This is a genomic window from Acinetobacter sp. YH12142 (assembly GCF_013418435.1).
GTDB lineage: Bacteria > Pseudomonadota > Gammaproteobacteria > Pseudomonadales > Moraxellaceae > Acinetobacter > Acinetobacter amyesii.
Map to the genome: position 1 here is coordinate 210,109 of NZ_VPCB01000004.1, position 25,970 is coordinate 236,078.

Sequence of the window (25,970 nt, forward strand, 5' to 3'; positions counted from 1 at the left end):
AATTAAAACTGCCAAATCAATCATTTAAAATCATTCTAATTGTGTACTTATGTAACTGAGTTCTTCAGTATACTGCGCAAAGAATAATCAGAATGAGAAAGACATGTCGAAGTTGATGTGGGGAATTGGCAGTTTAGCGGTGCTTTCAGCAGCAGTGGTGGGAGGGAATTTATATGCAGATAAATCTCTTGCCCAATTTTATACACAGAATAATTGGTCCGCAGCTGTACAAGATGTTGATGTAAAGTACAGCAATTATCAAATGGGCTTGATGGGTGGAACAGTCGATTGGGTATTAACCCTGAAAACAGACCCGTGTAAACCGAAAGAAGTGATCGTGTTGAAGGGTACAGATCAGATTCAACGTGGGTTGAAAGGCTATAATATCAACTCGAATTTTAAGATTGTTCAACAACAAAGTACGTCCGAATATGCCAAGCTTTTTGGCACGGACTTAACGGCAAAAACGTTGGTCAATTGGATTGGTCAAAGTAAAACAGATTTACAGATTCCTGCATTTAAAACGACTGCACAAGGTGCAACAGTACAAGCTGATGCAAGCCAATTGCAAATTCGGATCAGTAGTTTACCGGGGCAAGTCACTAAGGTATCTGAGCTTTCAATCCATTTACCTGTGGTTCGGTTGAGTGAAGGTCCAATGCAAACCATGGTGCAAAATTTTTCGATGAAGACCAATCAAGGTCTAAATCAGAAAAATCTTGAAAATGGCTTTGTTGAAATCCAAGCGGGTTCTATCAAACGTTTAGATCAAAAGTTCTCAGGCGGCATGCGTGGTATGAAACTGCGTTGGGAGACCGAACTAAATAAACATGATGTGGACTTTGAAGGCTACTTAAAAGCTGATGAGATGGATTTCCCAGGTTCACCAGTCACCAAAGATTTCGCACTAAATTTGGCATTACATAAAGTCAATCTAGATAAAGTTCGTGCATTTAGTGAACTTTTGCATCAGGTGGAAAATTCATGCGATGCAGTGAGTGAATCAAGTGAAGAAATGACTCAAGCTTTCTTAGCTATCGCAAGCCAAGGTTTTGATTTTGAGTCTAAAGATAACTCGATCAGTATTGGTGGAGGTAAAGCCTCTGCAAATGTCGTGGGGAAAGTCATGCCGGGTCACCATGCCTCAATGGAGTCTTTTATTAAAATGGTGCCGAGCTTACTGGATTTTCAAGCAGACTTAAGTTTTGATAAAAATATGATGACTGCAATCATGAATAACTTTTTGCAATTACAGGGCAAAAGTTTGTCAGGACAGGAAGCTGAAGCCATGTTTGCTGGTTTTGAAACATCAGGGCAAGGCAAGCGCGATGGCGATAACATGGTCATGAGTATGCAATATAAGTTCGGTCAAAAGCTTTTTGGTCAAGCCATACAAAAGAAATAAGCAACCAGTAGTGAGTAGTTAAGTTTAAAAAATATAAAACCGTCATAGATTGGCGGTTTTGTATTTTTGGCTACAGAATTATGATTTTCAGTTTATCGGAACACAGCGGCCTAGCCATTGTTGAACAGTTGAAAAGTTGCTAGCGTCAATGGGCAACTAGCCAATGAAAACAACAATAGGAAAGACACCATGTCACACGATTATTTTTTTAGACGGAAACTTGTTCATTCATCCATGCCTAAATGTTCTTGGGTAAAACACAGTCTTATTAGTAGCATTTTTCTGATCGCTGTTCAGTCTACAGTTTTTGCGGGTACTTCAATTTCAGATCAACGTTTGTCGAATGAAACGCAAGGTAAAAAACAATTTAGTTAAGAAACCTTAGATATTATTGAGAGTGAAGCAGCTAAACCCAAAGAAGAGCAGCAGAACAATTCAAATCATAAATCTAATCGTAATAATAAGATCATTCAGGAGACCCAGCTTGAAGGCTCAACCATGAGTGATTATTTGCTTCAAAAGAAAAGGGCAGCGGATCAGGTCGGGTTAATACAATCTCCTGAAGTTGCACCGATTAACCGTATTGTGCTGCAAGAGCGACATGAAAATATTCGAGTAACGTATCCAGATGGAGTCGTGGTTGAAATGAAGCACTGACGTGCTTCATTTCATAGATCAGGAATTTCTAAAGTCAAACCTTAGATTTGTGGATGAGTGATTTTCCATGCACGGTGAATTTTGGTATTACGTTTAAAGTCTAGGCCAATGGTTTCATTGCTGATTTCTTCAACGTCAAACATTGCCATGATCACATCGTCCATCTCAAAACCACGGTAGTTGTTTGAGAAGTAAAGCGTTCCGTCAGTGGTTAAACGGTTCATGGCACGTTTAAGCAAAGACATATGGTCGCGTTGGACATCAAACGTACCATAGAACTTTTTAGAGTTAGAGAAGGTTGGTGGGTCAATAAAGATCAGGTCATATTGCTCGTGACCTTCTTTCAACCATTCAAAACAGTCGCTAGAGAAGAACTGATGTTGTTCATCTGCATGATCTACTGTCAAACCATTCAGTACAAAGTTCTCTTTAGACCAGTTTAGGTAGGTATTTGACAAATCGACACTGGTCGTACTTGCTGCACCGCCAAGCGCTGCATGTAAGCTCGCTGTAGAGGTATAGCTATATAAGTTCAGGAAGTGTTTACCTTTGGCTTCTTTGGCAATACGTAGACGCATTTGACGATGGTCAAGGAACAAACCTGTATCGAGGTAGTCTGTTAGGTTCACCAAAATCTTTGCTTTGCCTTCTTGAACGATAAAACGTTTAGACGCAGTACTTTGTTTGGTGTACTGATTTTTACCTTCTTGGCGGGCACGTGTTTTAATGAAAATCGCATCACGACCTAAGCCTGTCACTGCACGAATCGCTTGCAGTGCTAAGTTAAAGCGTTTTTTGGCTTTCTCAGGGTCAATTTTTTTCGGTGGTGCGTATTCTTGTACGTGTAAACGATCACCATACAAATCTACTGCGACATTAAAGTCTGGTAAATCGGCATCATATAAACGTAAGCAGAAAATATTTTCTTTAACTGCCCATTTTTTAAGATTCTGCATGTTTTTTTGCAGACGGTTAGTAAAGTCTTCTGCACCTTCAATTTTTTCAAATTGTTGAGGTTCCCAATGCTCGAGGAAAGGCTTTTGAACTGCTGCAGGTTTGACTGTACCAAAACGGACGTAAATTGGGAGCTTACCATTCATCAAACGCAAAATTTGCGGATCATTAAAGGCAAGGACATCGGCCTGTTCAACTTGTGCTGCAATAATCGCAGCAGGCTGATTTGGGAAGTTCTTTTGTAATAATGCCGATAGACCTAAATACAGTGCGCGGTTAGAGGCTTTATCACCTAAACGCTCGCCGTATGGAGGATTAGTGACAACAAAGCTTTTCTTACCTGTTGCTTGGAATTCTGGCCAGTCTGCAAGTGTACGTTCTTCAATTTTAATTTGATCAAGTACAGATTCGAAACCTGCAGCAATAATATTTTGTTTGGTCGCTTTTACCGCTTCCCAGTCTGCATCAAATGCATAGAATTGTGGGAGAGGATTTTCAAGTGCAGCTTTATGACGCTCAGCCGCTTCGCCTTTAATTGACATCCAAAGTTCATGGTCATGACCATTCCAACCATTAAAACCAAAACGACGAACAAGGCCTGGTGCGCGGTCAGTCAAAATCATTAAAGATTCAATGATAAAGGTCCCTGAACCACACATTGGGTCCAAGATAATATCGGGTTGATGTTGTTTAAGTTTTGCTTTCTGTAAGATAGCAGCCGCTAAGTTTTCTTTAATCGGTGCATCTGTCATGTAGCGACGGTAGCCGCGTTTATGCAGAGAGTCACCTGATAAATCTAAGCAATAAGTATGTTCAGTTTTGCCAGCTAATACATACAACGTAATTTCAGGTTGCTTAATGTCAATGCTAGGACGTTTGCCCACAGCTTCCATAAAGGAATCGACCACACCATCTTTGACACGTAAAGTTGCGAACTGAGAATTGACTTTAATGTCACGTTCGATGTGTAAACGAACAGCAAATGTACTTTGTGGTGCAAAAATAAGTGACCAGTCAAAGTTTATTGCACCTTCATAGAGCTCTTCCGCTACATCACGTGCATCATGCGTGAACTCTAATTCATGTGTATGAATCGGGGTGAGTACACGAGAAGCCAAACGTGACCACATGCAAATACGGTATGCATCTTCAAGTGTGCCTTTGAATACAAGACGACCCGGGAACTGTTCAATATTTTGAACACCTAAACCTTCAATTTCCTCGCGGAGTAAGGTTTCCAGTCCATCTGCACAGGTAACCCAATATGTAGAAAGACGCGGTTTCGAATTCATGTAAATTTCCAAAGGCAAAAAAGCAATCGCATATTTTAACGTATTTTCGTGGATTTGGGCGGACGATATTGCGCTGAAACGGGAGAAATATCGGTAGATTTGAATGACTTTACCAAATTTATTCTGCGTACATTGTGAGAAATATCACTTAATGGTACAAAAATTGCTAAAACCCTGATCAAAATTCGATCTTTATAATATTGATATCATTAGGGGTATTTATGACAGGGCTGGCAATCAATAGTCAATCAAACGCATTTTCAATTGCAACTTTAATCTATGCGCGCTTACGTCGTGTGTCAGGTCGGGTTATTGACGCATTATATGTGGTTGAGAATGTCGAATACGCACGCTTTGTTTCTAACTTGGCTTTGGAAACGGCCGATCCTGAATTATCTCGTTTGGTTGCGCGGCTTTACAGCGAGTTGAATTTGCATGAAGCTGCAGTTTCAGCACAAGAAGAACCAATAGTTAGCTCAGTTCAATCTGAAACAGCAGAAATTTTAATGAGCGAACCGACTGCGGAAGATATCTATAAAGCACAGGTTGCACATCGTTATATTGGCGCATTGCGTTAATTCAATCCCGCTGTGAGCAGCAGCATAAATTTCCTGCTGCACACCGCCTGAAGTATCAACCATCTTTCCATGTTTCAAGAGCTGTTGAACTGTGCAGAAGGCGGTTGTTCATAGCTGAACTTTATCTGTTTGAAAGTATTCAATTCAATCAAAAATAAGGACAGATAGAAGTCCTGTTTGAAGGCTTTTTGAAAGGGGAAAGGTGAAGTTTAATTTAAACCGTTTAATTTATCTAATTGAAATGATAGATAGGAATTTGAAAATTCATTTTGAATAACATCATGCGTTTGCATTGAACGTTGAAAACTTCAACTGCCATTTGCCAAGATTCTCTGTATAATGCGTTAACTTAACGATAAGGAATCTCTCATGCACTTGGCGGCATTGCATACACCGAGCCAGATTCAACTCAACCAAGATGGTAACTTAAAACATTTCCTCACCATCGAAGGCCTTTCTAAAGAAACTCTCACAAAAATATTGGACACTGCACAGTCCTTTTTTAATGACCAAAATCAGCTGATTACCAACAACCTTTTAGAAGGTCGTACGGTGATGAACCTGTTTTTTGAAAATTCAACACGTACCCGTACCACTTTTGAAGCGGCAGCAAAACGCCTGTCTGCAAACGTATTGAACATTGATATTGCACGTTCAAGTACATCAAAAGGCGAGACACTGCGTGATACCTTGTGGAATTTAGAGGCGATGGCGACCGACATTTTTGTGGTTCGTCATTCATCGTCAGGCGCGCCGCATTTTATTGCCAAAGATGTTTGTCCGCATGTGGCAATCATCAATGCAGGCGATGGCCGTCATGCGCATCCAACGCAAGCCATGTTGGATATGTTGACGATTCGCCGTGAAACCAAAAAGAATTTTGAAGACATTTCCATTGCCATTATTGGCGATATTAAGCATTCGCGTGTTGCCCGTTCAGATGTCGCTGCATTGCAAACATTGGGCTGTAAAGATATTCGTGTCATTGCGCCAAATACTTTGCTGCCTTACGGTTTTGATGATTATGGCGAAGGCATTCGTTTGTTCAACAATATGGAAGACGGCATTCAAGACTGCGACGTGATTATTACTTTACGTATTCAAAATGAACGTATTGATTCTCCTGCGCTGTCATCTCAAGCTGAATTCTACAAAATGTACGGTTTGAATAAAGAACGCTTGGCTTTGGCAAAACCTGACTGCATCGTGATGCATCCGGGACCAATGAACCGCGGTGTTGAAATTGACTCGAGTATTGCCGATGGTGCTCAGTCCGTGATTTTACATCAGGTGACCAACGGTATTGCGGTGCGTATGGCGGTACTGGCTTTGGCGATGCAAGGTCAGCTGCAAGAAAAAGGTTTAATTGAAGCGATTGCGGTTTAAGGGATAGTCATGAGTATTGTTAAAGTTGAAAATGTACGTGTCTTAGATCCAATCAATCAAACTGACAGCGTACAGACGGTTTATATTGAAAATGGCCGATTGGTTGCCGAAAGCAATGCCGCTGAAACCATTGATGGTCAAGGCAAATGGCTGATGCCAAGTATGGTTGATCTCTGTGCGCGTTTGCGTGAGCCGGGTCAGCAGCAGCATGGCACTTTAAAGTCAGAAGGTAAGGCTGCACGTGCGAATGGTATTTTGCATGTGTTTACCCCGCCTGACTCAAAACCGATTGTGCAGGACAATGGCGCATTGATTCATGGCCTGGTGGAAAAAGCCATGATTGATGGTGGCATTTATCTGCAGGTGATTGGCGCGCAAACTCAAGGCTTGTTAGGCAAGCAGCCTGCGAATATGGCGGGTTTGAAAAAAGGTGGCTGTACTGCGGTATCGAATGCTAATGCGCCATTTATGGACGATGATGTGGTGATTCGTACCTTGGAATATGCTGCGGGTCTGAACATGACCGTTGTGTTCTATGCCGAAGAACCGCAGATTGCCAAAGATGGCTGTGTGCATGAAGGCTTTGTCGCATCTCGTCAAGGTTTACCGATGATCCCTGCATTAGCGGAAACCGTAGCCATTGCAAAATATTTACTGATGATTGAAGCCACTAAAGTGCGTGCGCATTTTGGTCTGTTGTCATCAGGCGCATCTGTTGAATTGATTAAACATGCTAAAGCGAAAGGCTTACCGGTGACTTGCGATGTAGCCATGCACCAATTGCATTTAACTGATCAGTTGATCGACGGCTTTAATTCACTTGCGCATGTGCGTCCGCCGCTGCGTTCTGAGCAAGATAAAGACTTGCTCCGCCAAGCAGTGAAAGACGGTGTAATTGACGCGATTTGTACGCATCATGAGCCACTGAGCAGCTCTGCGAAAATGGCGCCTTTTGCTGAAACACAGCCCGGTTTTACCGCATTTGATACCTTTGTACCTTTTGGTATTCAACTGATTCAAGAAGGTCTATTAAGCCCACTGGAATGGGTTGAGAAAGTCACACTCACACCTGCTAAAGTAGCCAATATGCAACAACGTTGGACAGATGAAGCGGGTTGGGTGCTTGTCGATCCAGAACTTGAGTGGACTATTAATAAAGACACGATTGTCTCAAATGGTAAGAACACACCATTAATTCAGCAAACGGTAAAAGGTAAAGTAGTTCACGCTTTTTATGCCGTTTAAGCGCACGCTCAACATGGAAATTTGTTGATTCTCAGAATTTTGATTAGACATTAAAAAGTCAGCTTCGGCTGGCTTTTTTAGTGAAGATTGAAAATAAAAGAAGAAATTAAAGCGTTGACAAGTCCGAACAAATTATTACATTTGATCAAAAAATAAGCATATAAACTGAAGTACATATGAAAATAATGACAACTGCATGGAGTACAAATATGAGTATAGATTTATTAGCGCTGATTAAGCAGCACGTCTCCTCGATTGTGCTGGACGGTGATACACAATATTTAACTGAAAAAAATTCAGCCATTAGCCAGTTTATTCCATTCCTGTTAAATATTTTTCGATCCAAACCTGAATTTATTGATGCCTTTCAAAAACAGTTAAATCCACGAATTAGTGATATTTTCTCGGCGAATCCCACATTAAAAGATCAATTTCTGCAACATCTTGGTGGCGGTGCTGCTCCAGCGTCAGAAATAGAGCAGACCTTGAATCATTCGATCGCCCCAACCATAGGGGTGCTTGAAAATGAAGCGGGTTCATCTGATCCTGTCGCAATCACGCATTTACTTGATAATCATGTAGATAGCATTTTGGCGGCACTACCACAATGGGCAGTGCCTTTACTCGCAGGTTTAGGGGTAAACACTGCAGCTGGCCGTACATTACACCAAGCGCCTGTTGTTGAACCAACACCTGTTATCGTTGAAGAAAAACGCTCGAATTGGTTATTACCAATTATTGCGCTGCTTATATTATTGGGTCTGATCGCATTTTGGTTTAAGTCTTGTACTAATAAAGAAGAACCAACCACCTCTGCAACAACGGTTGCACAGCCTGCTGCATCTCAGCCAGCACATTTGCAATTTAGCACCGGTACAGATGGGCAGTTAACCAACTGTCAAATTCAAACTGGTGATTCAAATTATCTTGAAATTTTGCAGCAACAAGTCAAACAGATCTTTAACTTTAATACGGGTTGTGGTGCTTCATCTGATGCCAGTTACCATACGCAATTTATTGATCAAGATACCATTCCAACGGTTCTGCAAAAACTTAAAGGTGTGCCAAATACCACTTTAACCTGGACAGAAAATCAGTTATCGATTTTGTCGCAAAATCCTGCGGATGCTCAAAGCCTTGCCAATCAAATTAAGCCTTTAGCAAAAAATATGACGGTATTGATTCAAGAAGGCGTGAGCGAACAAACTGCAGTAGATAACAGTATTACTGATGCACAAAAAGCATTAGCGAGTATTAACCCTGAACAAGTTCGTGCTCTAGATGTTGCGACTGCGCTGAACTTACAAATTATTAATTTTGCGACAGGTTCATCTGATATTCCTGACGTGAATAAATCGATTTTGGATCAAGCGGCAGCGTTAATGCAGCGCGCAACACAGGTACATCTGACTGTACAAGGTCATACCGACGCTGTGGGTAATGCGGAAGCGAATAAAGCTTTATCGCAAGAGCGTGCACAAGCTGTGGTGGATTATTTGGTGTCGAAAGGCGTTGATCCTGCACAGCTTCAAGCGGTGGGTTATGGTCAAGAAAAACCGGTAGCAGAAAACAGCACCAAAGAAGGTCAATTCAAAAACCGACGTATTGAGTTTGAAGTTTTAAATACCGAGAATGGCAAAGTACGAGATGTTACCAATGAAGGCGTGACTGAAAAGGCCAATTAAAACCGTACTAAATGAGATGATATATAAAAAATCCCTGCACATGCGGGGATTTTTCTCGTCAAAGCGCTGTAATTTTGAGTAAAATACGCCCGAAGAATAAAATCATAATGGTACTTATACAATGAAAAAAATAGTCATCACGAGCCTCATGTTGTCTGCGGCATTGTTATCCGGCTGTGATAATTTTAAAAATAAAAAAGATACTGAAGCCAAAACGGAAGCGCCTGCTTTGGAAGATTGGAGTTGTACTGCACAAGCCAATATTGACCAATTGCAAGATCATTTAAAAAACGAATATCTCAAAGAATTAAACAAAGAAATACGTCAGTCCGATTATGAAGCCGATCAGCAACTTATGGATCTGATTGTAAAAAATCTAAAATTTAACATTCAAAATGTCACGACTTTAACTGAAGACCCTAATAAAGCCAAAACATTGGAATGTAGCAGTCAATTGTTGGTGGTTTTCCCGAAAGGATTACAAAAGCGTGCTGAAAACGCCTTTGCTGAACGACCATGTGATGAAGGCTGTGAAGAGCGTGGTAATTATACTTTGAATGATTCACTCGAAGATGGTGAGTCAGGCTTAAGCATGGACAATGATCAGCTTAAAGGGAACTTTAGCTATAGCATCACTAAAACCGACAAAGATGGTTTAAGTTTAAGTGTCCCGAGTCAAAATGACGTAATTGATAGCGTTGTAACAGTGACACGTCATGCGGTGTTATATGCGGCATATAGTGCTCAAAATAAGCGAGATGAAGAATCCTATCAGCAAGGGATGGAGAGCCAATCTCAACAAATGAGCCTTGCACAAAAGGCGATGGATATTCGTAAGAAAGAGCTAGATCAGGATAATGCCAAAGTGGTGGATCGTCTCAATCAGACTTGGGATCATTTTAGTGATGAACAAAAGGCGCAGTTACAGCAAGATCAAGCAGACTGGTTTGAAAAGCGTGATATCGACTGTAAAGTGCTTGCACAAAAAAGTGTTTATTCATTAAATGAAAGTGAAAAAGAGACTTATCAAAAGCATTCGCAATACTGGGATGAGGCGATGAATACGCAAAATCAAGAGTTGCAATATACCAAATGCTTTAATCAGAAAACTACAGAACGAATTGTATATTTAAACAACGTTTTTAATTGATCTAAAAGAAGAAAAGCCCTCAATTGAGGGCTTTTCTTTGAATCTTAGTTTATTGCTTGATGATCAAAACAGGAATTGGGCACTGCGTTAAAATATTTTGTGCTACGCTGCCCAGCATGGCTTTTTTCAAACCTGTGCGTCCATGCGAACCCATGATGATTAAGTCTGCAGAGATTTCATCAGCCACTTGTAAAATCCCTTCAGTTGGCGATACACCATGAATCAAACGGGTTTTAACCTCGATACCATCGCGTACAAAGGTTTGTTTGATATCTTCTAAACGCAGCTGAGCACTTTTTTCAGCTTGCATAAAATATTCAGTGATTGCGGGTGCAACAGCATAGAAATCGACACCAACGAATGGATCAACAGCAACAACACTGACAATGGTCACTTGTGCATTTTGACTTTTAGCCAAGCTGAGGGCATGTTCAACAGCAGAATATGAAATTGGAGATTCATCCACAGGGACTAAAATTTGTTGATATTGACTCATATCTGCTTCCTTAATATTTTAAATGTTATCAATCTAATCTTGCTCTATTCACGATATTGTATGAATTAGACAAAAGGGTAAGCTTATTAGTGAAGGGTGTGCTGAATACAAAAAAGCCCACATTGTGTGGGCTTAGTCATCTTAAGCTTTTACAACCAACACGGGTAATTCAGTATTGCTGAGTACATCTTGTGCGAAGCTGCCGAGTAGCATTTTCTTAAATCCTTTGCGACCATGTGAACCCATCACAATTAAATCAGCTTTGACTTCATTGGCTGCTTCTACGACACCTTCAGCAGAAACTTGGCCTTTAATAATCTTACTTTGTGCTTCTACACCCACTTCAGTTGTAATTTGCACAGCTTCTTTTAATGCGGATTCTGCATTTGCATAAGCTTGTACGAAATATTCTTTCATGATTGATGAAGAATAATAGAAGTCTGCATCGGTAAATGGGTCTTCAGCAACAAGGCTGATTAAAGTGAGTTGGCTGTTAAACGCCTTGGCAATAATTGCAGCTTTTTTTACTGCAGAAAACGAGATTTCTGAACCATCGACAGGTACTAAAATGTTTTGATATGACATGGAACAATCTCCTGTAATTTTGCTTTTAAACCCTATAGATTATTGATAACACATTGTCGTGCATGGTTCAATTTATTAATCTAAAAAATATTGTAAATTCATAAAATTACATAAAATAATGTCGATAAGTCGTCAAATAAATCTGAGTGGAAAACTCGGACTTTGCTCAAAAAATATGAAAATAAAATCGACTAATTTTCTCGGATTTTGAGCTTAAAAGATCAATTTGAACTTTATAAAAATAAGCCTAAACTATATACAGTTTTAAATCTTAGATTTATAACAAAATTGATGCGATTGGATAGTTAGATATGTCATATAAAGTAGGGTTGGTTGTACTCAGCATGTGTTCAGTGTTGCATTTGTCTGGTTGTCAAAACACGCAAAGCAGTACCAAAGTGATTGCAGGTGCATTTAACTTATCGACACAAGTCCAAAAGACCTTTATCAACCTACATGCACCTGACAATGTTATTGTGCAGTCAAATATTCAATATCTACAAAATCCAAATTTAAGCTTGGATATCTATCAACCTGAAACAAGTACGGTTATTGCACCCAGACCAACGATTATTTGGATCCACGGTGGCGGTTGGGTCTCAGGTTCAAAAGAGCATGCAGGTGGATATTTTAAACGGCTCGCAGCCCAAGGTTATAATGTGGTTTCTGTTCAATATCAGTTTGCACCTGAAGCCATTTATCCCGTACAGCTCAACCAAATTGATGCTGCATTGACGTTTTTAAATCTACATGCGGCACAATATGGCATTGATTCGCAAAATATGTATATGGCAGGGGATTCTGCAGGTGCAAATATGGCCAGTCATTATGCCGCCTTGGTTACGAATCCAGATTTTGCGCAAGCGTCAAAGATTCAACCTCTATTAAAGCCTTCACAGCTTAAAGGGCTGATTTTGCATTGTGGTATTTATGATTTAAACAGCTTTGTAAATACTGCACCCGCAGAGATTGGACTGATCGAGTGGGGCGTCTATAACTTAGTTCAGGCGTATACCGGAGACAAAAAAGATGATGTCGAGTTTTTAACGCATATTTCAACAGCCTCAAATATTAATGCAAATTATCCGCCTGTACTTATCAGCGGTGGCAATAAAGATTTTTTAACCAAAACGCAATCTGAGCCTTTTGTAGAAAAATTGAAGGCAAATAATGTACCTGTGACGGCGGTATTTTATCCAGATTCGAAAGAATATTTGGTACATGAATATCAATTTATGATGAGTAAAAAGGCTAGCCAGCAGACCTTTGATCGCACTTTAGAATTTTTGCAACAACACGTACAGTCCGTTAAAAATTAAAAATAGGCTTAAAATGCTTGCAGAATAATCTTTAACTTAATAACATACCTACCAGTTGGTATGTTTGTTTTGGAATGAATAATGAATTCGGTAACATTGGCGTATGGCTTACTGTCATTGGCGATTATCTCAGAAGTAATTGGTTCGACATTTTTGGTGAAGTCAGAAGGCTTTACCAAACTTGCGCCTTCATTGGCTGTCGCAGTTTTATTCTGTTTGGCATTTTATTTATTGTCTCAGGTGATTAAAGTCATACCACTTGGTATTGCTTATGCCATTTGGGCAGGCGTTGGTATTGTTTTAACCGCACTAATTGGCTACTTTATCTTTCGTCAAAGTTTAGACCTCCCAGCCATGTTAGGGATAGGCCTGATTGTTTCAGGTGTGGTCGTGATCAACCTGTTTTCAACTTCAGCTGGACATTAATATGGATAATCCGCATCAGCGCAAGAAAGAGCCTCAACTGATACGCCAAAGTATTTTGCAGCATGCAATCCGTCTTGCTGCAGATAAAGGTGTCAACGGGGTGTCGATTCAAGCCGTTGCGGATTTAGTTGGGGTTACAAAAGGTGGTGTATTTCATCATTTTTCAAATAAGCAAAAGCTCTTAGAGTCCATGATTGTGATGCTTTTGGCTCAATTAGACGAGGTCGTTGACCGATTAATTGACGAAGACCCTGAGCCATACGGTCGTTTTACCCGAGCCTATATTGAAATTACTTTAGAAAAACAAATCATGGGTTTGCAACAGTCATGGTCTGCGATTTCGATGACCATGCTGACTGATAAAACTTTTAATGAATATTGGATTGAATGGATGAACTCACGTTTAGAGCGACATCATCAGACCGATTTAGATATAGAACTCAAAATTGTTCGTTATGCAGCTGATGGTATTTGGCTCACCGCTTTTACAGAAGTGGAAGATGAAAGTGAAACCCAATTATTAAAACAAGAACTGATCGCCAGAACGTATCGAGCGAAATAGATTAAATAACTGATTTTACATACGTAAAAGTAATTACGCATTTTTAAAATGATTTTTAAGTCTATTCGACAGAGTCTTACATCTAGGGATTGAATAAAGGGATTAACCTTCGGCTGGAGGTACTCTTGAAATGTTGTTTCTCATTCGGCAAAATGAGAAGCGTGCTACGTAAGGAAACCATTTTGCGGAGCATTGCTCCTCACCGCAAAAACATTTTTGATTAGAAATAGTCCAATCTCAAACACATGCGGATGACGTTACCGCGTATCATTCTTTATTTGAAGCAAATTATTTAACTGAGGGCTTAATTTCTTTTATATTTGAAAATAGCATGCACGACTAAACCAAAGACCAAACCCCAAAATGCAGAGCCAATACCAAAAAACTGTACGCCGGATGCACTAAACAAGAAGGTGAGCAGAGCGGCTTCACGTTCACTAGCTTCTTGGAAAGCAATGACGATGTTGTGTCCAATAGTGCCGAGTAGGGCAATGCCTGCTAAAGCGGTAATAAACACCAATGGGAAAGCGGTTAAGAAACTCACCAAAGTGGCTGCAAACAGGCCCATCAAAATATAAAAAAAGCCACAGGTCATACCTGCAATATAGCGCTTTTTCTCATCGGGGTGGGCTTGGTCATCTAGACTGATGGCGGCACTAATCGCAGCAATATTGACACTAAAACATCCAAATGGCGCGAGTAGCGTTTGGGCTGTCCCAGTCCAACCGATCAGTTGATTAACGTGGGGTTGATAGCCATAACTTTTAATCATGGCTAAACCCGGTAAATACTGAGAGGCCATATTGATTACAAAGAGTGGTAGCGCTAAACCCAGTATTGCTGAGATCGAAAATTCAGGTGTGACCCAAACTGGCTGTGCGAGTTCTAAATTAAGCGCCGGTAATTGAAAGCCAAGTAATAATGGACAAAGCATGATGCCAATGATCACCGTAATGACAATGCTATATCGTGGTAACAGTCGTTTACTGAGGACATAAGCCGCGAGTAAACCAAGAACGAATGCCCATTCATTTTGTAAACTGACAAATAGCTCAATACCAAATTTAAGGAGTACGCCCGCCAACATTGCACTGGTTAGACTTTGTGGGATATAGCGCAGTATTTTTTCAAAAATGCCTAAAAATCCGAGTACTGCTGTTAATAGGCCACAGACCAAGAATGCGCCTAGAGCGGCATTCATGCTGTAACCATTTGCAGTCGCTAAAATCAGTGCCAGTCCCGCAGTGGACCATGAAGTCGCAACGGGATATTTAAATTTCCAAGACAGAATCAACCCGCTTAAGCCGATACCCAAACCTAAAGCCCAAAACCAAGAGGTTATTTCTGCAGTGTTGGCACCGAGCAGTTGTGCAGATTGGATCACCAAAACAGCCGAGACGCTGATCCCGACTAAGAACGTAATAAAACCTGCAAAAGCAGCTGGAATGGAAAAGTCTTGGAGTAGTTTTTGCATAATGATCGAGCTATAACTATTGTTGGCGCAGGTTTAAGATGACATTTTTCAGGATGATACGCTCAAGTCCTGTACAGTAAAAGTGCTCATCGAGATATTATGGAAATTCTTTATTTATTCACTGATGTTACGCAGTAACATCAGAAGAGCCATTTGATTCAAATAAAAGAAAGATACGCGGCAACGTCATCCGCAAGTGTTTGAGACAGGACTACTTCTATTCAAAAATGTTTTTGCGATACTTTTGAATAATTAGACGCTAGTGAAGGAGTTTTGCGGATGGCAATGGTTTTGGGTACTTTTGCCGAAACAAAAGTACCTCCAGCCGAAGGCGAATCCCTTTATTTAAATCCTAGATGTAAGACTCCGTCGAATAGACTTAAAAAGCATTTTAAAAATGCGAAATTACTTTTACGTGCGTAACATCAGTTATTAACAAACGGCACTTTAATAGAACGAATCGACAACAAACATTGTGGATGTTTCATCCATTCAAAATTTAAAAGCATTGTAAATTTTTATAATTTAAAAAATTGAACTATGTCTCACATGTCATTTACAACGTAGATGTCGCAAGTTTTAGACCAAATCCACAAAATAGAAGACCAACCGCTGCCACGCAGCATGCCGTAAATTTATAGCGATGGCTAAAATAGGTAGCCAGTTTTGCACCCGAAAAGATCAAAATCGTTAAATAGCTCATACTGATAATTTGCAATACGATCGCGAGTACGGTAAATGTAATCGCAGGATATGGATACGTAGGATCAACGAATTGCACAAAGAACGATAAGTAAAAAAGAATGGCTTTAGGGTTTAAAATACTGATGGTTAATGCAGTCTTAAACGGTTTCAGTTCGCTCAAACTCAGTTGCTTGGTGTCGAGTTGTTCTGGCATTTGAACGGCATTCCATGTTTGGTAGGCAGCCTTGAAAAGTTTGATACCTAGATAACTTAAATACAGCGCACCGACAATTTTTAATAATAAGAATAACCAAGGGAAGGCGTGAAGTAAGGATGCAGCCCCCAGAGCGGTGAGTAAAATTAAGATTAAATCGCCAGTATAGACACCAAAAGCGCCTAAATAGCCGACCTTAATGCCATAGCGAGAAGCAACAGACATGACATAAAGTGAATTTGGACCGGGTAAAATCACAATTAATATCGTACCAATAATAAAGGTCGTTAAGTCTGTGATTCCAAACACTGAAGACACTCAAATAAAAAACCGAAGCTGTAGTATACAACTTCGGTTCTAGATGAAACTGAAAATTTCTAATTTATGCTTTTATTTCAGCATCTAAGCCAAAAGTTTGACGCAGTAAGCTACTTAATTGCTCACGGGCTTTAATAAAACCATCAATACCGCCTTGTAATAGTTGGAAAGACATTAAGTCTTTTTCAACTTCAGCTTTGAAAGTTTGCTTGTCGAGCACTTGTACATCGTGTTGACAGTGTGCATGCGCATGATGATTAGACAATTGCACTTCCACGGTACGCTGATCTTTTTCCAGTTCTGCCAATAAATTCGGTGAAACCGTCAATAAATCACAACCTGCTAAACCAAGCACTTGATCAATACTACGGAAGCTAGCACCCATAATCTCAGTTTTGATGTCATGTTGTTTGTAGTAGTGGTAAATCTGCTTCACTGATAACACGCCCGGATCTTTCTCAATCGGGTAGCTATCCACATTTTCAGCTTTTTTGTACCAATCTAAAATACGACCAACAAATGGCGAAATCAGCGTGACTTGAGCATCTGCACAGGCTTGAGCTTGATGCAAACCAAACAATAACGTCAGATTACAGTGAATGCCTTCAGCTTCAAGGGCTTTAGCGGCTTGAATGCCTTCCCATGTTGAGGCAATTTTAATTAAGATACGGTTTTGATCGATACCATACTGTGCATATAAAGCCAATAACTCTTTAGCTTTTGCAATGGTGGCATCAGTATCATAAGACAAGGCTGCATCGACTTCTGTAGATACACGTCCTTCGATCAATTTTAAAATTTCAACACCAAATTTGACCGTAAGAATATCGATGGTGCGCTCAACCAGCTCATCGTTTTGATAACCTTCTTTACGCGCTTGTTCAAAAGCACTTTCAATCAGTTCTTTATTTTCAGGTTGATTTGCCGCTGCTGTAATTAAAGATGGATTTGTAGTCGCATCCAATGGACGGAATGTATTAATCGCAGCTAAATCACTGCTGTCAGCAACAATCGTTGTTAGGCTTTTTAATTGGTTTAACGCATTTTGAGTCATTTGAAATCTAGTTCTTAATGTTCTTGGTGTACATACTTTTATAACACAATCTGTTTAGAACCCAACCAAAAACTGCCCAATTAGGCGGTCTAAATCGTAGTTTTTCGTGAATTTCGGATGTGATTAATCAAAAAATGAGCAGCCGAGCCGAGAGGTTTTTCACGGTTCCAGACCAAGTCGACGAAATATTCAAATTTGGGTGTGAAATCTTGAAAGCTTAAGATTTTGAGTTGATCTTTGAGCGTCGGATTTTCATTAAACATCTCGAGGGGAAGCACACCCCAACCCAGACCTTGAATAATCATAGAACAGGCTGAGTGGTGGTTATCTGTACGCCAACTGTGTTTGGAAAATAACAATTCTGGTTTGATGCTTTTATCACGACTTGCAACCACGATTTGCCGACTTTGCAAAATTTGCTCAAAACTGACTTGCTTAAATTTAGACAGGGCATGTTTTGTCGCTGCAACAGGAACCAATGCTTCACGCTTCAATTCGACAAATTGTTCATAACTCTCAAGCTGTTCACGTTCAAACATTAGAGCAAGCTGCGCTTGACCCTGTAATAACATCTTTTGAGCATCTTCTTGAGGCGCAGAAAAAATATTGATTTGCAAAGATGGAAAATGAGTTTCTAGCAAAGAGATATAGTCGGTCCACTGCGTATGAAGCAGTTCTGATACCACCACGATATTCAGTGAAGACTCTAAACCATGACTCAGCGCAATCGCATGCTGTTTCCACTGATTGATTTCTATCAATAATTGTTCAGTTTTTTCATACAGGTTAAGCGCTTGAGTGGTGGGCACAGGCTCACGACCAACGCGCTCAAACAGTTTAAGGTTGAGATCAATTTCGAAATTCGCAATGGACATGCTGACAGCCGAAGGTACTTTGCCGAGTTGTCTGGCAGCTGCGGAAAATGATCCTGTTTCCATGACTGTTTTAAAAATCATCAGTTGTTCTTGATTAATATTCATGTGCATACAGAAAAAATAAAGGAATACAACCTTTCAATAATATTGAAAGAACCTAACTCGATTAATCAATAATATAAAAATAAAATAAGTTTTTTACAAATAATAGAGTGTTTCAAAATGACGATTTCCAAGAGAAGGATTATTCATGCGCTAAGCTATGAGATCATCCTATTGGTGATCATTGCTATTGCTTTAAGTTTTATTTTTAAAGTTCCAATGGAAGTAACGGGTACGCTAGGTATTGCGATGGCGGTCACTTCTGTGATTTGGAACATGATTTTTAATCATTATTTTGAAAAATTTGAAGCAAAAAGAAAGTTAAAAAGAACCTTTGGTGTACGTGTTTTACATGCGATTGGATTTGAGGGCGGCTTAATGCTTGCAACCATCCCAATGGTGGCTTATGCCATGCATATGACCTTATGGCAGGCGATTTTGCTCGATTTTAGTATGACCATGTGCATTTTAGTCTACACATTTATTTTCCAATGGTGCTATGACCAGATCGAGGCGCACTTGGGCTACCAACCACAATATCGTTAAATTTCAATAAGAAAATCACATTGGCCTGTACTGATAAATACAGGCCTTTTTTGCATCAAAATAGTGCAATATTTAACAAATAATAATATATAAAAACATAAACTAACTATAAAAAGTTAGAATAATTACATAACTTTTAAATATAAGAACAAAGAATGTTTTTATATATTAATTAAAAAAATATGCAAAACAAGGAGTTAGAATATGAAATTGATAAAAATTGTCACACCTGTTGTTTTACTTGGGCTTACACAATTTACATTTGCAGATGGTAACTTTAAGCGCTTTTCTGTATCTGCAGGTTGGTTACACGTGATGCCGCAAGGAAAGGCGAATCCTTTTAACATTAATACTTCTGTGGCAAATGGGACACAGGCCAAAGTTGGAAGCATTAGTGAAGAGGGTTTTTTACAAGCAATTGACCCAAATGCAACGATTCAAGACGGTGATAACACAGTAAATTTAAAGGAGACTTTAGGAACATTATTAGAAGATAGTTTTATTAATGGACTCATGACAGATGGCAAAGGCAATATCAAACCAGATATTGCAGGGACATCGACATTATATGGATTGGAAAATTGGTCAGCAGGAGGCACTGGTCTAGAAGCAGAGGATGTTGATACTTTAGGTTTGATGGTCAATTATTATATCAATGACAACGTATCCTTACAGATGATTGGCGGTATTCCTCCCAAAGTGGATATTCAAGGGAAAGGGATGATTACGGCACCTTTATCTGGCAATGCAATGCCGGGAGGTCTTGCTGGTTTGCTGTTTCCGGACGGTTTACCTTTGGATTATGATGTACCAATTACCAATCTGGATGCTTATGGTAAAGCAGCAACAGCGCGTGCTTGGACGCCAGCATTTCAAGCTCAGTATCAATTTGGAAAATCGGGCGTGAATAAATTCAGACCTTATGTAGGTGCAGGGATTATGTATGCGTATTTTAATGATATTGAACTCAATAAAGGTATTGAATCTGACTTAATTGCTGCAGGGCATATGATTCAAAATATTAAGGATAATCTTGCAGGTGCTGCATTAGACGGTAAAGAATCATCAGGTAAAATGGTGGTCGATGTCGATGCGGATGATGCGATTGCTCCAATTGTCACACTCGGTTTTACCTATGACTTCACCCCAAATTGGTTTACAGCAGCTTCAGTGTCTTATGCAAAGTTAAATAATAAGACCAAGATCGATGTGATTAACCAAACGACCGGTGAACAGTTAATTCATGCAACGACAAAGATCGATATTGATCCCATCATTACTTATTTAGGTGTCGGTTATCGTTTCTAAAAATTATGAAATCTCTGAAATAAAAAACCGCTCATAAGAGCGGTTTTTTGCTTTAAAGCATAAAGGATTATTTTTCAATAATCGCTGTTACGCCTTGACCACCCGCAGCACAGATCGATACAAGTACACGGCCTGAACCTTTTTGGTTCAATAGTTTTGCAGCAGTTGCGATAATACGACCGCCAGTTGCAGCAAATGGGTGACCTGCAGCAAGAGATGAACCTTTCACGTTCAATTTAGAACGATCAATTGAACCCAATGGTGCATCTAAGCCTAAACGTTCTTTACAGAATTTAGGATCTTCCCATGCTTTCAGTGTAGACAATACTTGAGATGCAAATGCTTCATGAATTTCATAGTAATCGAAATCTTGTAGCGTAATACCTGCACGTTCAAGCATACGAGGCACTGCATAAGCAGGCGCCATCAATAAGCCTTCTTTTTTCTCGACAAAGTCAACCGCCGCTGTTTCTTGGAAAGTTAAATAAGCAAGAACTTCGTGACCGTTTGCTTTTGCCCATTCTTCTGATGCAAGAAGGACACATGACGCACCATCAGTCAGTGGAGTCGAGTTACCCGCAGTCATCGTACGTGCATCGCCTTTTCCAAACGCTGGTTTTAACTTCGCAAGTTTTTCTACTGATGAGTCTGCACGTAAGTTGTTGTCACGCTCTAAACCAAGGAATGGCGTAATAAGGTCATCGAAGAAACCTTCTTCATAAGCAGCTGCCATTTTTTGATGCGAAGATGCAGCAAGTTCATCTTGCGCTTCACGAGAGATACCCCATTCAAGCGTTGTAATTGCTTGATGGTCACCCATAGAAAGACCTGTACGTGGTTCACCGTTCTTCGGTGCATCCATCAAATCTTTAACATTAATTTTAGTTAATGCTTTTAGGCGGTCTTTACCTGTTTTAGCAATATTCAATTCAAGTAAAGCTTTACGTAAGCCATCACCAAAAGCGATCGGTGCATCAGAGGTTGTATCTACACCACCAGCAACACCCACTTCGATTTGACCCAATGCGATTTTGTTAGCAACCAAGAAAGCTGCTTGTAAACCAGTACCACATGCTTGTTGAATATCGTAAGCAGGTGTTTCAGGAGCAAGTTCGGTATTGAGTACACACTCACGGGTCATGTTAAAGTCACGACTATGTTTTAACACGGCACCAGCAACAACTTCACCAAGGCGTTGACCTTGAAGGTTGAAACGTTCAACAAGACCATTTAATGCAGCTGTGAACATATCGCTGTTTGATGCAGTGAAGTAAGCGCCGTTAGAACGAGCGAAAGGAATACGATTACCACCGATAATAGCAACGCGGCGAACTGTGTTTTGACTCATGGTATTATCCTGTTGAACAGACGTTTGAGTTGTTGATTTTAAAGCTGTTTTAGGGTTTGAAGCGGGTGTCTTAGTGCGCGTAGATGCACGACGAGGACGGCTCGTTTTAGCGGCATCACTTGTAGACTTGGTTGCTGTGCCCGTACTTTTAGCGCTACGTGGCGTACTCTTTGATGTATTTGACACAGTTTCCGTAGTCGGACTTTCGACTGCTGGATTTTCTTGAGTTGTTTTGCTCATAAGGCTTTTCCAAGCATGTTGATGATCTTCTTGACGGCTACATTAGCATATTCACCAAAGGGGTAAATTGACTAAAATGACATTCGCTAAAGCATTCAGGTCAAGCCATCTGCGGTTTAACTCAAGTATGATTCCATGGAAACTGATGGAACTATTGAAATATAAGTATCTGACATCATCTTGAAGTTAAAGGGATATCTTCAGATCCATCAAAAATTAATCTGTATGAGAGATAATAAACATGACTGATCAATACCAAACATTTGCAAAATCTCCTATTGGTAAATTTGTCATCAAAAATTTAGGTTTACCATCACCGACTTTTTTAGAGCGTTTTGAGTCTGCAACACCTGTAGTTAAAGGTGCGGTTTTATTCGGTGCAGCGCCTGCTTCAACATTGTCTGGTGCAATTGCACAAGTCTTGGCAAATATTCATGCCAATAGCTATGCAGGTAATAATGCTGAATTACAACAAGCTGCGGCAAAATCAGGTCTGAACTTAAGCGCATTTAACGAAGGCGATAAAGAGTCTAAGTTTAAAGTTGTGGTATTTGATGCTTCAGGTATTCAAAACTCAGAACAACTGCATGCCTTATATGCATTTTTTAACCCAATCGCACGTCAAATTCAGGCGTCTGGTCGCGTTGTCGTTGTTGGTACAACACCAGAAACTGCGAAAACTGTAAAACAAGCCATTGCACAACGTGCACTCGAAGGTTTTGTAAAATCAGTGGGTAAAGAGTTTAAGAAAGGGATTGCTGCACAGTTAGTCTATGTGGACGAAGGTGCTGAAGCAAACTTAGAATCTGCATTACGTTTTGTAATTTCTCCACGGTCAGCTTATGTATCGGGTCAGGTGATTCGTGTATCTAAAGCAGATGTTGTGGATGTTGATTGGAATAAGCCGCTTGCAGGCAAAACAGCTGTTGTAACAGGTGCAAGCCGTGGTATTGGTGAAGCAATCGCACATGTATTGTCACGTGATGGCGCGCATGTGATTTGTTTAGACGTTCCACAGCAGCAAGCAGATCTTGACCGTGTTGCAGGTGAAATTGGCGGTTCTACGCTCGCGATTGATATTACTGCAAACGATGCCGGTGAAAAAATCAAAGCGGCTGCAGCTGCTCAAGGTGGTTTGGATATCATCGTGCACAATGCAGGGATTACCCGTGACAAAACTTTGGCCAATATGAAACCTGAGCTTTGGGACTTGGTGATTAACATTAACTTGTCTGCGATTGAGCGTGTAAATGATTACCTTCTTGAAAATGATGGCTTCAATGCAAATGGTCGTATTGTGTGCGTATCTTCTATTTCAGGTATCGCAGGTAACTTAGGTCAAACCAATTATGCTGCTTCTAAAGCAGGTGTTGTTGGTGTGGTTAAATTTACTGCTCCATTATTGAAAAATGGCGTAACCATTAATGCTGTTGCTCCAGGCTTCATTGAAACGCAAATGACTGCTGCGATTCCATTTGCAATCCGTGAAGCAGGTCGTCGTATGAACTCGATGAGTCAAGGTGGTTTACCTGTAGATGTTGCTGAAACGATTGCAATGTTTGCTTCAACGGCATCGACTGGCTTGAACGGTAACGTGGTACGTGTGTGTGGTCAAAGCTTGTTAGGGGCTTAATAATTTCCTCTTAAAATTCCCTCTCCTTTAAGGAGAGGGTTAGGGAGAGGTAAAAATTTGCTATAAATGGAATGGGGCTAACCCTCATTCCAGCCTTCTCCTCGAGCCATATATGGCGTAAGAGTAGAGGCTTTTAAAACATTGAAATAAAAACTTCCAAAGGTTTAGTATGAATACTCGCCATTTTAGTCAACTTCCAAAACCTTATTTAGCCTATCCAAAAGTGATTCAAGGCTTGATTTTTAAAAAGCCTAAAGCTGAAAAAGTGCTGCCGCAAGTTGAATATGTGGTGGATTCATTTAAGGTCGATCAAAAACATTTAAAAGCTTATAACGAAGTGTGTGGCTTTAAAAACAATGGTTATATCCCAGCGATTTATTTGGCTGTGCTTTCTCAAAGTTTGCAAATGCATATGATGACTACGGAAGCTTTTCCATTTGCGATCTTAGGTTTGGTACATATTCGTAACCAAGTGAAGCAATATCGCAAAGTCGGTGTGAATGAAACACTGTCATTGTCATGCAAATTTGGTGAATTACAGCCACATGATAAAGGCGTGCAATTTGACTTTATTACCACTGCAAAAGTGGGCGATGAAGTGGTTGTAGAATCATTAACCACGTATTTAGCACGTCAAAAAACAGAGAACAAAGCTGCGGTAAAATCTACCGAAACAAAGCCAGCAGAGTTGCAAGTTCAAGCTGAATGGAATGTTTCTGAAAATACCGGTCGCCGTTATGCGTTGACTTCTGGTGACTTTAACTTGATTCATATTCATGCTGTGACAGCTAAAGCGTTTGGTTTTAAACAAGCCATTGCACATGGTATGTGGAGTAAAGCCAAAGCTTTGTCGAGCTTAACTTTGCCAGATGCCTATGAAGCAGATGTATGGTTTAAATTACCCATGTATTTGCCTTCTCAAGTTGAGTTCCTAACTGCACAAACGGGTAAAGATACAGAGTTTGCCATTCGAAATAGTAAGAACAAAAAGCCGCATGTCGCGGGAAGTGTGAAGGCACTTTAAGACTTAAGCCTAAATCGATATCGGTTTAGGCTTTTTTGTTTTAATCTCAAGTTTTAATCTCAAGCGATTCATATTCAAAGGAATGATGATGCAGGCGCTCAAAGAATATCTATTTGCACAGAAAAATAATTATCAAGGTACAGTCGACGAGGCGTTTCAAGATTTAGCGGCGCAATTTAGCCGGATGCAGGATGCTCGAACCCACTTAGGCGGAGCTGCCTTGGTGGTGTATTTTAAAGGTCAAAAAGTCGTAGATATTTGGACTGGTAAAAAGTCAGCGGATGAAGCTTGGCAGTCCAATACCCCCTCTGTCTGTTATTCCACGGGTAAAGGTGTACTAGCAACGCTTGCACATATCTTAGTAAGCAAAGGCTTTCTTGATTACGATACTCCTGTTGCAGCATATTGGCCGGAGTTTGCTCAAAATGGTAAGTCGCATATCACATTAAGGCACATGTTGAGTCATCAGAGTGGTTTATACGATATCCGTAATATCATTGAAACAGCATCTGAAATGGCAGATTGGCCACATATGCTCAACGTCATCGAGCAAGCCAAACCACGTTTTGAGCCGACAACTGATGCGGCATATCAACCTTTAACCTTCGGTTGGCAAGTCGGTGGTGTACTTGAAAAGGCCACAGGTCGACCGCTTGCTGAACTGATGCAACAGTATTTGGTTGAGCCTTTAGCATTGGATCATGCTTTTTTTGGCGTACCAGAGCATCAACTTAGTGAGGTTGCTCGCTTGATTCCGAAAAAGAAACAAGTAGAGCGTGCTGTAGATACATCTGCACAAGAAAATACCCAAGCGCAGACAACGAAAAAAAAGACCGAGACACGAAAAGCTTCAATCTTTGATCAGCTTCTGCAACTTTCGGGACAAAATTTGCAAGACTTTCAAGATGGTATGATTCCAAAAGGAATGCGCAAGTTTTCATTTTTTAGTGATGAGGGTTTACAAGCCATTATACCTGCGGCTACTGGTGTATTTAGTGCCAATAGTTTAGCGAAAATCTATGCAATGCTGGCTAACCAAGGGCAGTGGCAAGGACAGACCTTAATCACGCCACAAGTTTTTGAATCTTTAAGTAAAATTCAATATAAAAAACGTGATCGTATTATGCCTTTACCAATGAATTGGCGTTTGGGTTATCACCGCATTTTAACTTTAGGCAAATCTAGTGAAGGTTTTGGACATATAGGTTTTAATGGTTCTGGGGCCTGGTGTGATCCGCAGCGTGATTTAAGTTTTGCTTATACACATAACTTTGCGACGGGTTCAATCACTGGCGATTATCGCTTATGGGGCTTAACTCAAGAAACGCTACGCTGTGCAGACAAAGCACTTAAAGGACGTAAGGGCTGGCTTTAAGATACTTCGGGATAGAACAGGAATTGGGGAAATGT

24 protein-coding genes are annotated in these 25,970 nt (G+C 40.2%); 16 read left to right on the top strand and 8 right to left on the bottom strand.

The genetic code is table 11. The annotated features are described in order from the left end of the window. The first annotated feature begins 103 nt into the window (after nt 1-103). The 3 genes from FTU77_RS05585 to FTU77_RS05595 all read left to right on the top strand — a co-directional run bounded on the left by FTU77_RS05585 (nt 104) and on the right by FTU77_RS05595 (nt 2,062). Nucleotides 104-1,405, top strand: a complete 1,302-nt coding sequence (locus FTU77_RS05585) for a DUF945 family protein (protein WP_180055148.1) — start codon at nt 104-106, stop codon at nt 1,403-1,405. Between the two features lie 189 nt (nt 1,406-1,594). Beyond that, nucleotides 1,595-1,780, top strand: coding sequence for a hypothetical protein (locus FTU77_RS05590; RefSeq protein ID WP_180055150.1), 186 nt, complete (start codon nt 1,595-1,597; stop codon nt 1,778-1,780). 123 nt (nt 1,781-1,903) lie between these two features. After that, a complete protein-coding gene (locus tag FTU77_RS05595) occupies nt 1,904-2,062 on the top strand; it encodes a hypothetical protein (protein ID WP_162689727.1) in 159 nt (52 codons plus the stop codon). A 41-nt stretch (nt 2,063-2,103) separates the two neighbouring features. Here FTU77_RS05595 and rlmKL read toward each other — a convergent pair whose 3' ends face one another. After that, on the bottom strand, nt 2,104-4,308 hold the full coding sequence (rlmKL, locus tag FTU77_RS05600) for a bifunctional 23S rRNA (guanine(2069)-N(7))-methyltransferase RlmK/23S rRNA (guanine(2445)-N(2))-methyltransferase RlmL (protein WP_111884254.1): 2,205 nt from the start codon (nt 4,306-4,308) through the stop codon (nt 2,104-2,106). Nucleotides 4,309-4,529: 221 nt separating this feature from the next. On the opposite strand from rlmKL, the gene FTU77_RS05605 reads away from it, so the two are divergent. The 5 genes from FTU77_RS05605 (at nt 4,530) to FTU77_RS05625 (ending at nt 10,352) form a co-directional block, all read left to right on the top strand. Then, complete coding sequence (locus FTU77_RS05605) at nt 4,530-4,886, top strand: hypothetical protein (RefSeq protein ID WP_180010389.1); 357 nt, start codon at nt 4,530-4,532, stop codon at nt 4,884-4,886. A gap of 369 nt (nt 4,887-5,255) precedes the next feature. Continuing rightward, nucleotides 5,256-6,272, top strand: coding sequence for an aspartate carbamoyltransferase catalytic subunit (locus FTU77_RS05610; protein WP_180010388.1), 1,017 nt, complete (start codon nt 5,256-5,258; stop codon nt 6,270-6,272). 9 nt (nt 6,273-6,281) lie between these two features. After that, entirely contained in the window at nt 6,282-7,517 is a 1,236-nt protein-coding gene (locus FTU77_RS05615; RefSeq protein ID WP_180055152.1) for a dihydroorotase, read from the top strand. A gap of 209 nt (nt 7,518-7,726) precedes the next feature. After that, complete coding sequence (locus tag FTU77_RS05620; protein ID WP_180055154.1) at nt 7,727-9,202, top strand: OmpA family protein; 1,476 nt, start codon at nt 7,727-7,729, stop codon at nt 9,200-9,202. 121 nt (nt 9,203-9,323) lie between these two features. Further along, nucleotides 9,324-10,352 carry a DUF1311 domain-containing protein gene (locus tag FTU77_RS05625; protein WP_180055156.1) on the top strand — a complete coding sequence of 343 codons (1,029 nt, stop codon included), beginning with the start codon at nt 9,324-9,326 and terminating at the stop codon, nt 10,350-10,352. 49 nt (nt 10,353-10,401) lie between these two features. On the opposite strand, the gene FTU77_RS05630 is transcribed toward FTU77_RS05625, so the two are convergent. Beyond that, nucleotides 10,402-10,848: a universal stress protein gene (locus FTU77_RS05630; protein ID WP_078188616.1), complete on the bottom strand. Its 447-nt coding sequence runs from the start codon at nt 10,846-10,848 to the stop codon at nt 10,402-10,404. A gap of 141 nt (nt 10,849-10,989) precedes the next feature. Beyond that, nucleotides 10,990-11,433, bottom strand: coding sequence for a universal stress protein (locus FTU77_RS05635; protein ID WP_078191806.1), 444 nt, complete (start codon nt 11,431-11,433; stop codon nt 10,990-10,992). A 311-nt stretch (nt 11,434-11,744) separates the two neighbouring features. On the opposite strand from FTU77_RS05635, the gene FTU77_RS05640 reads away from it, so the two are divergent. The 3 genes from FTU77_RS05640 (at nt 11,745) to FTU77_RS05650 (ending at nt 13,740) form a co-directional block, all read left to right on the top strand. Further along, nucleotides 11,745-12,752 (top strand): alpha/beta hydrolase, encoded by a 1,008-nt coding sequence (locus FTU77_RS05640; protein ID WP_180055158.1) that lies wholly within the window; start codon nt 11,745-11,747, stop codon nt 12,750-12,752. 81 nt (nt 12,753-12,833) lie between these two features. Beyond that, nucleotides 12,834-13,178: an SMR family transporter gene (locus FTU77_RS05645; RefSeq protein ID WP_078188613.1), complete on the top strand. Its 345-nt coding sequence runs from the start codon at nt 12,834-12,836 to the stop codon at nt 13,176-13,178. 1 nt (nt 13,179) lies between these two features. Further along, complete coding sequence (locus FTU77_RS05650; RefSeq protein ID WP_180055160.1) at nt 13,180-13,740, top strand: TetR/AcrR family transcriptional regulator; 561 nt, start codon at nt 13,180-13,182, stop codon at nt 13,738-13,740. Between the two features lie 304 nt (nt 13,741-14,044). Here FTU77_RS05650 and FTU77_RS05655 read toward each other — a convergent pair whose 3' ends face one another. The 4 genes from FTU77_RS05655 to FTU77_RS05670 form a co-directional block, all read right to left on the bottom strand. Next, the gene (locus tag FTU77_RS05655; RefSeq protein WP_180055162.1) at nt 14,045-15,214 is read right to left on the bottom strand and encodes a benzoate/H(+) symporter BenE family transporter; all 1,170 of its coding nucleotides are present in this window, start codon (nt 15,212-15,214) and stop codon (nt 14,045-14,047) included. A gap of 556 nt (nt 15,215-15,770) precedes the next feature. Then, nucleotides 15,771-16,421, bottom strand: coding sequence for a leucine efflux protein LeuE (gene leuE, locus FTU77_RS05660; protein ID WP_180055164.1), 651 nt, complete (start codon nt 16,419-16,421; stop codon nt 15,771-15,773). Nucleotides 16,422-16,494: 73 nt separating this feature from the next. After that, the gene (gene tal / locus FTU77_RS05665) at nt 16,495-17,484 is read right to left on the bottom strand and encodes a transaldolase (protein WP_078191801.1); all 990 of its coding nucleotides are present in this window, start codon (nt 17,482-17,484) and stop codon (nt 16,495-16,497) included. Nucleotides 17,485-17,573: 89 nt separating this feature from the next. Further along, nucleotides 17,574-18,464 (bottom strand): LysR family transcriptional regulator, encoded by an 891-nt coding sequence (locus FTU77_RS05670; RefSeq protein WP_180026433.1) that lies wholly within the window; start codon nt 18,462-18,464, stop codon nt 17,574-17,576. Nucleotides 18,465-18,581: 117 nt separating this feature from the next. Between FTU77_RS05670 and aceI the strand changes: the two genes are divergently transcribed. Beyond that, the gene (aceI, locus tag FTU77_RS05675; protein ID WP_168377760.1) at nt 18,582-19,007 is read left to right on the top strand and encodes a chlorhexidine efflux PACE transporter AceI; all 426 of its coding nucleotides are present in this window, start codon (nt 18,582-18,584) and stop codon (nt 19,005-19,007) included. Nucleotides 19,008-19,211: 204 nt separating this feature from the next. Beyond that, entirely contained in the window at nt 19,212-20,315 is a 1,104-nt protein-coding gene (locus tag FTU77_RS05680) for an OmpW family protein (protein WP_180007892.1), read from the top strand. A 67-nt stretch (nt 20,316-20,382) separates the two neighbouring features. Here FTU77_RS05680 and FTU77_RS05685 read toward each other — a convergent pair whose 3' ends face one another. Then, nucleotides 20,383-21,903 (bottom strand): acetyl-CoA C-acetyltransferase, encoded by a 1,521-nt coding sequence (locus FTU77_RS05685; protein ID WP_180022001.1) that lies wholly within the window; start codon nt 21,901-21,903, stop codon nt 20,383-20,385. Nucleotides 21,904-22,144: 241 nt separating this feature from the next. Between FTU77_RS05685 and FTU77_RS05690 the strand changes: the two genes are divergently transcribed. From FTU77_RS05690 to FTU77_RS05700, 3 genes are all read left to right on the top strand, one after another. Beyond that, a complete protein-coding gene (locus FTU77_RS05690) occupies nt 22,145-23,536 on the top strand; it encodes a 3-oxoacyl-ACP reductase (protein ID WP_180055166.1) in 1,392 nt (463 codons plus the stop codon). A 169-nt stretch (nt 23,537-23,705) separates the two neighbouring features. Beyond that, on the top strand, nt 23,706-24,560 hold the full coding sequence (locus FTU77_RS05695; RefSeq protein ID WP_180055168.1) for a MaoC/PaaZ C-terminal domain-containing protein: 855 nt from the start codon (nt 23,706-23,708) through the stop codon (nt 24,558-24,560). A gap of 88 nt (nt 24,561-24,648) precedes the next feature. Then, nucleotides 24,649-25,935 carry a serine hydrolase gene (locus FTU77_RS05700; protein ID WP_180055171.1) on the top strand — a complete coding sequence of 429 codons (1,287 nt, stop codon included), beginning with the start codon at nt 24,649-24,651 and terminating at the stop codon, nt 25,933-25,935. Nucleotides 25,936-25,970: the final 35 nt, after the last annotated feature.